General features: G+C 40.8%; 8 protein-coding genes. 5 read left to right on the top strand and 3 right to left on the bottom strand.

Going from position 1 to position 12,521, the window contains the following annotated elements; translation table 11 throughout:
- Positions 1-20: 20 nt before the first annotated feature.
- The 5 genes from HMPREF0666_RS10295 (at position 21) to HMPREF0666_RS10315 (ending at position 8,936) form a co-directional block, all read left to right on the top strand.
- A complete protein-coding gene (locus HMPREF0666_RS10295; RefSeq protein ID WP_009012315.1) occupies positions 21-1,355 on the top strand; it encodes an efflux RND transporter periplasmic adaptor subunit in 1,335 nt (444 codons plus the stop codon).
- A gap of 82 nt (positions 1,356-1,437) precedes the next feature.
- On the top strand, positions 1,438-4,701 hold the full coding sequence (locus tag HMPREF0666_RS10300) for an efflux RND transporter permease subunit (protein WP_009012316.1): 3,264 nt from the start codon (positions 1,438-1,440) through the stop codon (positions 4,699-4,701).
- Positions 4,702-4,722: 21 nt separating this feature from the next.
- Positions 4,723-6,102: an efflux transporter outer membrane subunit gene (locus HMPREF0666_RS10305; protein WP_009012317.1), complete on the top strand. Its 1,380-nt coding sequence runs from the start codon at positions 4,723-4,725 to the stop codon at positions 6,100-6,102.
- Between the two features lie 31 nt (positions 6,103-6,133).
- Entirely contained in the window at positions 6,134-6,916 is a 783-nt protein-coding gene (gene lpxA / locus HMPREF0666_RS10310) for an acyl-ACP--UDP-N-acetylglucosamine O-acyltransferase (RefSeq protein ID WP_009012318.1), read from the top strand.
- 1,168 nt (positions 6,917-8,084) lie between these two features.
- Positions 8,085-8,936 carry a hypothetical protein gene (locus HMPREF0666_RS10315; RefSeq protein WP_009012319.1) on the top strand — a complete coding sequence of 284 codons (852 nt, stop codon included), beginning with the start codon at positions 8,085-8,087 and terminating at the stop codon, positions 8,934-8,936.
- A 160-nt stretch (positions 8,937-9,096) separates the two neighbouring features.
- Here HMPREF0666_RS10315 and HMPREF0666_RS10320 read toward each other — a convergent pair whose 3' ends face one another.
- From HMPREF0666_RS10320 to HMPREF0666_RS10330, 3 genes are all read right to left on the bottom strand, one after another.
- Positions 9,097-9,879: a radical SAM protein gene (locus tag HMPREF0666_RS10320; protein WP_009012321.1), complete on the bottom strand. Its 783-nt coding sequence runs from the start codon at positions 9,877-9,879 to the stop codon at positions 9,097-9,099.
- Positions 9,880-10,033: 154 nt separating this feature from the next.
- A complete protein-coding gene (locus HMPREF0666_RS10325) occupies positions 10,034-10,936 on the bottom strand; it encodes a hypothetical protein (protein WP_009012322.1) in 903 nt (300 codons plus the stop codon).
- 24 nt (positions 10,937-10,960) lie between these two features.
- Positions 10,961-12,202, bottom strand: coding sequence for a DUF1810 family protein (locus HMPREF0666_RS10330; protein ID WP_009012323.1), 1,242 nt, complete (start codon positions 12,200-12,202; stop codon positions 10,961-10,963).
- Between the last annotated feature and the right edge of the window lie 319 nt (positions 12,203-12,521).

Genomic DNA, 12,521 nt, shown 5'->3' on the forward strand with positions numbered 1-12,521 from the left:
GAATATTTAATATTATAGGTATGAAGAAAAAAGGTGTCTTACTGGCTGCTGTTGCAGCAGCGGCAGTGTTACTTACCAGCTGTAAGGGAGGCCAACAGGGTCTTCCTACAAGTAATGAGTATCCAGTAGTAACGATTGGTGCAGCTAATGCACAGTTGAAGACAACATTCCCAGCAACCATCAAGGGTGTACAGGATGTTGAGGTTCGTCCGAAGGTTAGCGGTTTTATTACAAAACTGTATGTACATGAAGGTGAGTATGTTCATGCTGGTCAGGTGCTATTTGTAGTAGATAACTCTACTTATCAAGCTGCAGTACGCCAAGCTGAGGCACAGGTAGCATCAGCACAAAGTGGTGTTGCTGGTGCACAAGCTCGTGTCATTCAGGCAAATGCAAGTCTCAATTCTGCCAACGCACAGGCTGCCACTTCACGTTTGACATATAGTAACAGCAAGAACCTATATAATAATAAGGTGATTGGTGAGTATGAGTTGGAGTCAGCAAAGAATGCATACGAGACAGCGCAGTCGGCTGTTAGTCAAGCACAGAGTAGTGTTGTCGCAGCTAAGACAGCTGTGACTCAAGCAGTAGCTGCTGTTCGTCAGGCTCAGGCAATGCTTGCTACGGCAAAAGACAACCTTGGTTTCTGCTATGTGAAGAGCCCCGCATCAGGCTATATTGGTAGCCTCCCATATAAGGAGGGAGCTTTGGTAAGTGCTTCTTCAGCACAGCCAGTTACCACAGTCAGCAATAACTCTTCAATAGAAGTTTATTTCTCTATGACAGAAGCGGATGTTTTAAAGCTCAGTCGTACTAATAATGGATTGAGTAATGCCATCAAGTCTTTCCCAGGTGTGAGCTTGATATTGGCTGATGGAACAACCTATAATCATGAAGGAGTCGTTGTTAAGACCAGTGGTATTATTGATCCTACAACAGGAACAGTAAGTGTTATTGCTCGTTTCCCTAATCCAGAACACTTACTGAAGAGTGGTGGAAGTGGTCAGATAGTTATAGCAAAGACTAACAATCGTGTATTGTTGATACCACAGGAGGCTACCGTACAAGTTCAGAATAAGGTCTTTGTCTACAAGGTTGATGCTAAAGACACAGTACGCTATAGTGAGATAAGCATTGATCCACAGAATGATGGTATCAACTATATCGTGACAGGTGGTCTTAAGATGGGTGATCGTATTGTAAGTAAAGGCGTTTCAAGTCTTGAAGATGGTACATGGATTAAGGCTCTAACCCCTGCAGAGTATGATAAAGCCATTCAGAAAGCAGAGAAATTGGGAGAGAAGCAGAGTTCTGCCTCAGGCTTCCTTAAAGCAATGAAGGGCGACGATAAGTAGGTGATGAGTGTTGAATGATAGGCGATGATGTATTGCTTAACTCATTCAATACTTCTAAACCCTAAATAAATAATTAGGTATTATGACATTTACGAATTTCATTAAACGACCGGTATTATCAACTGTTATATCCATCTTCTTTGTCCTTTTGGGTATAATTGGTCTGATATCACTGCCTATTGAACAATATCCGAATATTGCACCTCCTACGATTTCTATTCAGACATTTTATCAAGGAGCTGATGCACAGACCGTATTGAATTCAGTTATTACACCATTGGAGGAGAGTATCAATGGTGTTGAGAACATGACTTATATGGAGTCAACAGCAACCAATGCTGGTATGGCAATGATTACTGTTTACTTCAAGCAGGGTGCAGACCCTAATATGGCAGCAGTCAATGTACAGAACCGTGTGTCACAAGCACAGGCGTTGTTGCCTGCTGAGGTAACACGTGCGGGTGTGACGGTGTCAAAGCGTCAGAACTCAAATGTTGTTATGTATTCATTGACAACAGATGACGGACGATATGATGATGAGTTCTTGACGAACTATAACAATATCAATATCGTGCCAATGTTGAAGCGTATCAATGGTGTCGGTGACGTACACACACCGGGTATGAAGACCTACTCTATGCGTATTTGGCTCCTGCCAGATAAGATGAAGCAGTATGGTCTTGTGCCTTCTGATATTTCTGGTGCATTAGCAGAACAGAATATAGAAGCAGCACCAGGTTCTTTCGGTGAGCAAAGCAAGCTTAAATTCGAGTACACCATGCGATATAAGGGACGTTTAAAAACGCCTGAAGAGTATGGTAATATTATTATCTCAAGTAATACAAATGGCCAGACTTTACATTTGCGAGATGTCGCTAAGGTAGAGTTAGGTGGCTTGCTGTATTCTGTTGCCATGCGTAACAATGGCCAACCAGCTGTGTTAGGTATGGTCAACCAGGTTGCTGGTTCGAATGCTACTCAGATAGCTGAAGATGTGAAGACAGCCTTGGCTGATGCTCAAAAGCAGATGCCACCAGGAATGAAGGTTACGATAGAGCAGGATGTAACAGAGTTCCTCTTTGCATCTATTGCGGAGGTTATTCGCACATTGGTTATCACCCTTGTGCTGGTATTCTTCGTTGTTTATATCTTCTTGCAGGACTTCCGTTCAACAGTAATCCCTATGATTGCCGTACCAGTGGCATTGATTGGAACTTTCTTCTTCCTATGGGTGTTCGGATTCTCCATCAACCTTTTAACCCTGTCAGCATTGTTATTAGCGATTGCCATTGTGGTCGATGATGCCATTGTGGTCGTTGAGGCTGTTCATGCTAAGCTCGATTTAGGTTATAAGAGTGCTATGACAGCTGCCATAGATGCTATGAACGAGATTTCAGGCGCTATCATCTCTATTACTTTGGTGATGGCAGCAGTGTTCATTCCTGTATCTTTCATTGGCGGAACCTCAGGTACTTTCTATCGTGAGTTCGGTGTAACAATGGCCGTGTCAATCGTTATCTCTGCTTTGAACGCTTTAACGTTATCACCTGCACTTTGCGCTATTTTCTTGAAGCCTCATGGTGATGATGAAGAACACAAGAAGCTGTCACGCGTAGACAGGTTCCACATGGCTTTCAATGCTCAGTATGAGAAGATTAATAGTAAGTATCAGAAAACCGTTGAGAAGGTTATCAATCATCGTTGGATATCAGGTGTGTCTGTCGTCCTTGGTGTTATAGCTCTTGTTCTGACAATGACCTTTACACAGACAGGTCTTGTACCTAACGAAGATACAGGAAGTATATTTGTCATGATTAGTACTCCTCCTGGAACCTCTCAAGTAGAGACGCAGAAGGTGACCGACCAGGTGGATAAGATGTTGGCAAGTAACCCTTATATCGAGCGTCGTGAACAGATTGTTGGTTATAACTTCATGGCTGGGCAGGGTTCTAACCAGTCAACCTTTATTATCAAGTTGAAGCCTTTCGCTGAGCGTGAATATGGCATGATAGAACGTATTAAGTCTGTCTTCGAAGGGGCTGGTATTGCAGGACTGTTTATTGACCCAACTTCTTCAAATATGGTTTTGGGTATGATTTATAAGCAGACTTCAAGTATCAAGGGCGCACAGATTATCGCTTTTGCACCACCAATGATTCCTGGTTATGGTATGACCAATGGTCTTTCCTTCTCTTTGCAGGATAAGACTGGTGGCGACTTGAATAAGTTCTTTAAGATAGCACAGGATTACATTGCTGCGCTGAACAAGCGTCCAGAGTTTAGCCGTGCACTCACTACATATAATCCTAACTATCCTCAGTACATGGTCGATGTAGATGTTGCGAAGGCAAAGCAGGCTGGTACATCTCCAGCAGCTATCCTTTCTGTATTGCAGGGATACTATGGTGGTATGTACGCATCCAACTTCAATGCATACGGTAAGCTTTTCCGTGTGATGATACAAGGAACAGCAGAGAGTCGAATGGACGAGTCGAGCATGAATAATATCTATGTTCGTACAGCGGCTGGTATGGCTCCTGTGAGTGAGTTCTGTACGTTGAAGCGTGTTTATGGACCATCAAATATCACTCGTTTCAACCTCTTTACGTCTATTGCCGTTAGTGCAACACCTGCCAATGGAGTGTCTTCTGGTCAGGCTATTAAAGCTGCCGAAGAAGTTGCTAAGCAGATATTACCACAGGGATATGGCTACGAGTTCTCTGGTTTGACACGTTCTGAGCGAGAGTCTTCTAACTCAACGGCGATGATCTTCGTACTTTGTATTGTGTTTGTCTATTTGATTCTTAGTGCACAGTATGAGAGTTATATCCTTCCGTTGGCCGTTATCTTGTCAATACCATTCGGTCTTGCAGGTGCGTTCATCTTCACCTTGCTGTTTGGACATAACAATGATATCTATATGCAAATATCCTTGATTATGTTGATTGGATTGTTGGCGAAGAATGCTATTCTTATCGTTGAGTTTGCTCTTGAACGCCGTCGTACGGGTATGGCGATAAAGTATGCGGCTATCTTAGGTGCTGGTGCACGTCTTCGTCCTATCTTGATGACTTCTTTGGCAATGGTTATTGGATTGTTGCCATTGATGTTCGCAAGTGGTGTAGGCCGTAATGGTAACCAAACATTAGGTGCTGCTGCCGTTGGAGGTATGTTGATTGGTACACTCTGTCAGGTATTTGTTGTACCAGCTCTCTTCGCTGGCTTCCAGTACTTACAGGAGCGTATTAAGCCTCTCGAGTTTGAAGATGAGGCTAATCATGATGTCATTAAGGAACTTGAACAATTTGCTAAAGGTCCTGCACATGACTATAGGGTAGAAGAGTAGTACTATATTAAAAGAACAATAATGAAGAATAAGAATATAATCATCATAGCCCTTGCAGCTCTGTCACTGACAGGCTGTAAGAGCCTCTATGGCAATTACGAACGTCCAGACGTTAAGACGAATGGGATTGTGCGTGACCCTATTGATGACAAGACCGCACTTGAGGGGGCTAACGATTTCGGTAACTTGCCATGGCGTAGTGTCTTTACCGACCCTCAATTACAGGCACTTATTGAGAAAGCTCTTAATAATAATCCTGATTTGCTCAATGCTGCTTTGAATGTTGATATTGCTGAGCAGCAGGTTAAGATGGCGAAGTTGGCATTCTTACCATCGGTAGTCTTCGCACCAACAGGTACGATTTCTCATTTTGGAACGCATACCTCTTCAACACAGTCTTACATGCTTCCTATTGCTGCAAGTTGGGATGTTGACCTCTTTGGGAAGCTTCGTTCGCAGAAGAAAGCCGCACAAATGCTTCTTCTTCAGTCAAAGGATTATAAGGTGGCAGTGCAAACCAGCCTTATTTGTAACGTAGCTAATCTCTATTACACATTGTTGATGCTTGATCGTCAGAAGCAGATTGTCGATGATATGTCTGGTCTGACAAAGAACACTTGGGACATGATGAAGTTGCAGATGGACTTTGGACGTGCTCGTTCAACGAGTGTTCAGAGTGCTGAGGCGGCTTACTATAGCGTACAGACACAGGCTGCAGACATTCGTCGTCAGATTCGTGAGACAGAGAACTCACTGAGTCTTCTTCTTGGCGAACCTGCTCAAGGGATTGTACGTGGAAGCCTTGATAATCAGAGTCTACCAACGAATTTTGCAGGAGGCATTGGTGTTCAGCTGTTAAGCAATCGTGCTGATGTGCATGCAAACGAGATGGCGCTGGCTCAATGCTTCTATAATGTACAGCAGGCACGTAGCCGTTTTTATCCAGCATTGAACATTTCTCCTACCGGAGGTTGGAGTAATGGCAACGGCATGGTAAACCCTGCTAAGTTGTTATTGAGCGTAGTGGGTAGTCTTACACAGCCTGTTTTCATGCGTGGACAGCTGAAAGCTGGTCTACGAGTGGCTGAAGACAAGTATAAGCAAGCGTATAACACGTGGCAAAACAGTATTCTTAAGGCAGGCTCAGAGGTTAGTAATGCACTTGTAGCCTACAACTCTGCTAACGAGAAAGAGAAGTTACAACAACAGCAAATAGATGTCTTAAAGCAAAATGTAGAACATACGCAGATGCTCTATGCACAAAGTTCAAGCACCTATCTTGAGGTTATCACTGCTCAGCAGAGTTTACTTAATGCTCAAATCTCACAGATTCGTGAGCAGTTTACGAAGCTACAATCTATCGTGAACTTGTATAATGCACTCGGTGGTGGCTCTAAGTAATAAGTTTGTTTAATTCTTAGTATTCAAAAGTATGAGTAGTGTAATTAGTCCAAAAGCCGAGATTTCTCCACGAGCAAAGATTGGAGATGGCTGTAAGATATTCCCATTTGTTTACATAGAAGACGATGTTGTCATTGGTGATAACTGTGTTATCTTTCCTTTTGTTAGTATCTTGAATGGTACGAGAATGGGGAATGGGAACAAAGTGCACCAAGGTTCTGTTCTTGCTGCATTGCCACAGGACTTCAACTTCGTAGGAGAAAAGAGCGAATTGATAATTGGCAACAACAATGTTATCCGTGAGAATGTAGTGATAAACCGTGCTACACACCGTGGATGTAAGACGGTCATTGGTTCAGATAACTTCTTGATGGAGGGTGCACACATCAGTCATGATACCGTCGTTGGCGACCGCTGTGTCTTTGGGTATGGTGCGAAGATTGCTGGCGATTGTGTTATTGACACAGGTGCAGTCATCTCTTCTAACGTTGTAGAGAAGGCTAACACCCGTGTTGGGTCGTATGCTGTGGTACAAGCGGGTACAACATTCTCTCGTGATGTCCCTCCTTATATTATTGCGGGAGGCTCTCCAGTTGGATTCCATGGTGTTAATACCACGATTCAAAAGTCTGCTGGTGTAGAAGAGAAGACCCTCAAGCATATCGCTAATGCTTATCGTCTTTTGTTCTATGGTCAAACATCGGTGTTTGATGCATGTATACAAATAGAACAACAGGTTCCTTCCTCAACTGAGATAAGTAATATTATCGACTTTGTTAGAGGTACAGAGGTTGGAATCATTAGTAAATTATAATTTTCATACCTATAATTTTTAATGTTGGGGAGGGTTAACCGCAAGGTTAGCCCTCCTTTTTTGTTTTTATTATATAGGTTTTTATTTTTATTATATAGGTGCTTTTTTGGTTCTTCCGTTAAATGTGTAGATTGTTCATAGAATGAGATTAATCCACATACATGGTAAGCTTGCCTCCAATAAGATGGTTTTATAAAGGGAGGGGAAACAATATGATAAATGTAATTAGGTGTGATGTCTATCTGTCGTCTACAAACAATTTATTCCTATTAGCCTAATTAGGCTATTTAGTCCAATTGGGCTAATTAGGCTAATAACTTATTATTCTGTTATAATATTTCACATCATAATTTTGAATACATGCTCTTTTGGCTTCTAAAAGACGCCCTTTTGGCTTGCAAAAGATGCTCTTTAAGACCCTTGCTAACGCCCTTTTGAAGTCCAATTAAGCACCTTTTACTTTATACTTGATAACTAATTGATACGCTGTTGATTGTAAACCTGCTTCATGTGTGTATTTTTGTCGTTAGTTATAGGTATTTTCTTTAAAATTATGTAATGATTTTTCAAACCCTTGTCTGCAGATTTTCGAAGTCTTAAAACGAAAAGATTTTCAATGAAAGAGGATGAAAATAGGATAGATAGTTGACTGTCTCAGCTATATTTTTGTTTAATGAGTAACTTTGGCTCTTACGTTAAAGCACTACGAAAAGCGTCCACACATTTAACGGAAGAACCGCTTTTTTCGTCCTTATGGCTGTTAGTTTCAAGCGTTCTCATGTGCAATTGAAGGCGTGCGTAGCCTTACTTGTGATTTTTCTTTTCATGAAAATAATTCGGGAATGATGGTAGACTATTTGTTTACTTATTGTTAAATAGACTATTGAGCTTACTTTTTAAACACTTTCTATTGTTCCTTACGGCGTTTTTTAGCCTTTTTTCTCTGTGCGCTAACCTTTCTCTTTTGTCGTTTTAATTATGTTCAAGGTATAAATTGTGTATGATGATGTAAATATTCTATCTATTGAAGATAAAATAAAGGAGGTAATGAAAAAATATTCAAAAATGTTTGTAATATAAAAGAATAGCATTATATTTGTCCCAGAATATAAACAATCTATTTGTAAGAAATAAAATCTTAATATAATAACTTACTTAAATTAATAGTATGAACTTAAAGAAGTTGATAACCAGATACGTCCTGGTTGCTTTAGGCTTAATCTTGAGTGTTCCAATGGTAAGTTCTGCGCAGAGTAAAAATCAGCTGATTAAGCCCTGTAATCAAATTGTGAAGCAGGGTGGGGAGGTTATGGATTGCTCTGAAGGGCAGCAATGGATTATCTTTAAAAAACAATCGCAAAAGAAGACATCAGAAGGTCGTTCGCTTTATACACTTGGATTGTATGATGTCAAAAGTGGTAAAACAACGGTGCTCTCAGATAATAATTGTATCTTTGTTGTTAAATCACCAAAGTCAAAGTCTGGTGATGTACGTATCACAGAAGAGTATGCATGGTATGATGAAGATGGAGTATTAGTCGATGCATCATCCAAAGAAGATATCATTATGCCTGATGATAAGATGCTCATCAGCCAGCTTACCAATGAAGAAGGGACTGTTAGCGATTATCTAAAGGTTATCCCTTTAGGAACGAGCAAGGCTAAGATGATGGAAATTGAGCTGGCTAAGAGTCCTTACACACTGGTTGAAACTACAAACTTAGTAGATAAAGATGGTCAGACGAGTATTCTTCATATATGTAATGAGGCTCTTCATATATGTAATGCGACTTTTGATGTTAACCCATTGAGAAAAGTCACAATAGAGAGTAACAATACTTTCTCTTATTACAGAAATGCGGAGCAGGTTTTTGATGGTGATATGTTGGTTGATACAAAGTATCAGCGTGTTGTCTGCAATACGGATGGTGAGATTGTAGAGGTAGGGAAAGTTATGACATACCAAGAGGCTCTACAGGCTTCTGGTAATGCAAGCAATCCTCAACTGAGCTTAAAGTAATTTGGTTTATAAGTATAATAGACGTAGGATTTATACATTCGTTAAAATAAAATGGACGCATCAAAAGTGCGTCCATTATGGTTGGTTTATACTTTCGTATTGGATAGCTCTTCTATAATAGGAGTCTATCTATGATAGGGTTATTTAGAAGATAGAAAGATTAATACGATGCTGTACAAGGGATTCCCAATGCGATGACACGGTCACGGATGGCATCCAGTTCTTCATGTGTGGCCTTTTGCAGGTGTTGGTCGGGCGTTTCACGGTCGATGGTGTAAATCATCACCTCACGAGGTCCAATCTCCTTGACAACTTCAAGCCATGGAGCAACGAACTTTTCCGTAGTGTTGTTGACGTCATAACCATCCTCGGTTGTCCCCTTCAAAAACATTGTTTGAATAATAGCTTGGCCGTTGAAGGCCTTAATATCTGCTATGATACGATGAACATCGTAGGATGGCTGTGTTGGACGGTCTACCTTATTGATATACTCAGTATTGATAGTATCGAGTTTCAGAATGTTGTTGTCTATCTTTGACAGTGCTTCGTGAATCTTCGGACGATGGATGAATGTAGAGTTACTGAGGACAGAAATCTTTGCTTGTGGGCAATACTTGTTGCGTAGACGAATTGTATCGTCGATGATTTCAGCGAAGTGTGGATGGGAAGTGGGCTCTCCGTTGCCTGCAAAAGTCAGAACGTCAGGGTGGATATTGTCCTGTTGCATTTCCTTCAACTTTGCCTCCAAAGCCTCTGCAATACGCTCACGAGTGGGGTGGGGAGTCTTTGTGCGGTGGTCTTCATTGAATCCGCATTCGCAATATATACAGTCGAAAGTGCATATCTTACCGTCTGCTGGCATCAAGTTAATACCTAAGGAAATACCTAATCGACGGCTGTGGACTGGTCCAAATATAGGGGATGGATAGATAATCGTGCTCATTGAAATTGTCTTTATAAATGGTCTATGGGTAGGATGTGACTGAGTAGATGAGAGCTCATCTATCTGTTGTCTTTCCTTTCATAATCTTGTTACAACAAAGGTACGTATTTTTCTTGGAAATGATGTCGTTTCCAATTATTTTGATACCTACTTTTTATCTTAGACAATCAACCTCATCAGTAGGAAGACTGTTACTCCCAATTTTTACTCCTGTCGTAGAATAAATATTGATGGAAGGTGTAAGATAGGTCCTGTAAAAGATATCTGCCCCTTTTGGTGTTGGTAGATCTTTGTTCACAGCGACGGTAGATGTTGTAAGTATTATTCGTTTTGTTAATCCTTGCTCTGCTACCATTAGGGTATTGTCGTCTATGCTAACGAAACCAAGGAACTTTTCTGTAAGCACTTTGTGTTTATGTGCGGTAGGGTTAATGATAACGGTTAGAGGAGAAGCATGTGGCGTAATTCCTCTATCTGTACAAGATAATACGACAACAGGAGTTGCTTTTTTAATACGTAACATACCTTTTGCGCCCGACTTGGAAATGTATGGTTTGTTAAAAGTTTTGATATCATAATCCCAAGAGATATTGTCTATCTGCATTTCTGTATATGTGTCTACATGATGAGAGAAAATCTTGGTTAATACCTTTGATGAGTTATCAAACATGTAGATATTGTAATATGTCTCGTCGCTATCTCCGTCTGAGTTTGTTATAGGTTGGGTAAAGAAATAATAGGTTCCGAAAGCCCCGCTCCCTGATTGCAGACAACTCATGGCAAGATAGTCTTGCTTCTTTTTAGGGCTTAACTGTGCATAAGGGAGATCGCTACCGTTGTATGCTGCAGGATAAGCATCGTGGGGTAAGCCATGAGAATAGAATGCTGAGAGTGGATCGGTATTTTCTTTTTTGCCTTCTGGATCATATTGTCTACTACCAGTATCAAGGGCTTGCATATACTGACAAGATAACACTATCATAGCAATTAAGGCAATGAATCTTCTGTTCTGTCTTAATGTAGACCGACATAGGCAAATGGCTTCTTTAATATTCATAATATCAATTTAGTTTAGTTAGGATTAGTTGTTGGAGATATGACCATTGAAAGTCTTGCTTATTATTTGAAGTGTATTTCTATCTTTCTTGCCATCGTAAAAGACGTCAAGAACCTTGCTAAAGATGTCATTAGGACTAATGGCATCAAATAGAGTCATAGAGGATTTTAGTTTTAAGGCATCAATAGAGCTACCCATGAGGCGTTCTATATTTCTGTCTTTATATATCAGTAGGGCGTTAGTTATCTCACGTAATCGTTCATTCAAGCAAGGGTTTGCAAGGAATGTACGAGCTTCGTCCGTATCTGCTAAGCCGTAATATTGCGAGTAGGTACTGTGTCCAAGTCCTTTCAGTTGTGGGAAGATATACCATATCCAATGGGAGGTTTTATGCCCTTGCAAGATTTCTTTCAATGCTTGTTGGTAGGTATTGTCATCGTTCTGAGCCTTGATAAATCTTTCAATGTCGAAAGGGTCGGGAGTCAGCACTCCTATACTTTCTTCGAACTTATTGAGAATTGTGCGTAAGTAAGGTGTAAGCAGTGCATAACAATAGGATGCAAGGTTTTGAGGAATACCATAAAATGCTTGTGCAATACTCCCAGCCATCGCTGCTATTGTGTCTGAATCACCACCCAAGGATACTGCAATACGTATCACATCTTCAAAGTTGGCACCCTCAAGGAATGCTAAAAGAGCCTGTGGGACAGTATTCTGACAAGACATATCATAGGAATAAGTAGGTCGGATATCATCCAATTGCGGACTTAAATCATAATGAAATTGCTCCTCTGCATAGCTCTTAATCTCCCTCTTCGTTGCCCCATGACGTGCAAGATAAATGGAGGAAGCAATTGCTTGTGCTCCTTTTATGCCTTCGGGATGATTGTGTGTCACCTCTGCTGATATCTTCGCAAGACCTAATGCTTCCTGTAAACTATGCGCATAGAACGCAACGGGACTCACCCTCATAGCAGAACCATTCCCATAGCTATTATAAGGTTGAGGCTCTGGATTATGCAACCAACGCATAAAACTACCGCCATAACCAGCCGTTGGATAACGTCTACCAAGCTCTTGCATGTGTCGAACCAGTGTTTCTTTGCGATGTTCCTTATCGCCACACAGCCATCGAGCCACAGCCAACGTCATCACCGTATCATCTGTGAATTTACTCTTCGGAGTAAACAAATGAAACTCTTTCCGCTTCGTATTATTAAACTCATAGGCTGACCCTATGATGTCTCCAACTATTGCTCCTAACATAAACTATTACTTTACATATCTGTTAATCAATAATATCTTACCTTTGATATAACAAACAGGAGTTATACAAAAGGCTACAAACTCGAATACAAAAATAGCTATAATCCATTAATGAAACAAATGAAAATAGAGGAAAACTAACGGAAGGGACAAAATAAGAAGATGGTCATTTTTAAGGTTGCTGTCACTACTGTCATAATATTGACGTTATAATCTACTAACTACAAGACTGTTATGAGAAGTGTTAAAAGTGACAGCAACTACAATAAACAAAAAATTAGTAATAAAGAAAGGGGTGGCTACCCCCCATCGGATAGCC

This window comes from Prevotella sp. C561 (assembly GCF_000224595.1).
GTDB classification, from domain to species: domain Bacteria; phylum Bacteroidota; class Bacteroidia; order Bacteroidales; family Bacteroidaceae; genus Prevotella; species Prevotella jejuni.